The following is an 813-nucleotide window of genomic DNA, read 5'->3' on the forward strand; positions in this document are numbered from 1 at the left end:
AAATTTCCTGTAATTTGGCCTTGTCCGTTGGGAATAACACTGTTGATGATAGGAGCAGTCAAAACTTTGTTATCAAGAACGATTGCAAAAGGACGGTTAATATTTTGTCGTGTTATATCCGCAAATATTTTTGAACCAATAGAATTCATGGTGAATGAAATAATAGAACGTCCTGGCATTTGCGGATCAAAACCTGCACGGGCATCTTTTAGGACATTGCCATCCAAGGCGATTTGGTCATAAATTGCATAACGTTGTGTCTTATCAGTGTATCCAGGAAGGATTGAAACACCTGCGGGTAAGTTATTTATATCCACGTTGGAGGGCACAAGATGAAAGGTCATCTTAGCGGTTGTTCCTAAAAGATCGCGTAACTGCTTTGGGTCTTGTAGACCAGGCAATTGAACCATAATACGAGCAGTTCCTACTTTTTGGATGGCTGGTTCAGTAACACCAACCTGATCTATACGGCGACGGATGATTTCCAAGCTTTGCTCAATAGCATTACTGATACGTTCTTTCATACCAGCTTCGGTTAACATTATACGGAGAGTGTTATCTTGAGCACTGATCTTGATATCATTGGCTTTACTTCCAAAGCTGTTGTGTATAGGTGTGATCAATGTCTTCAAAGCAGAGAGTGCTTTTTCACTTTCTTTTGGATCGGAAATAAGAGCAACTACGCTATCTTCGAGGACACGAATGCTCGATGTACGGATTTGCTTTTCACGCAGTGTGTTACGCACATTGCTTAGAAGCATGTGTAGTTGATCCCTTTTTAGTGTTTTGGCCTCGACCTCGAGGAGGAGAGAA

The 813-nt window shown here is 41.3% G+C and carries 1 protein-coding gene; it reads right to left on the minus strand.

The window, feature by feature from the left end; all coding sequences use genetic code 11:
• Positions 1 to 813 (minus strand): SecDF P1 head subdomain-containing protein (locus ACFIK8_RS09790; RefSeq protein WP_404978554.1); only part of this gene is annotated, 813 nt, incomplete at both ends.

The organism is Bartonella sp. MR168JLCBS (assembly GCF_042194175.1).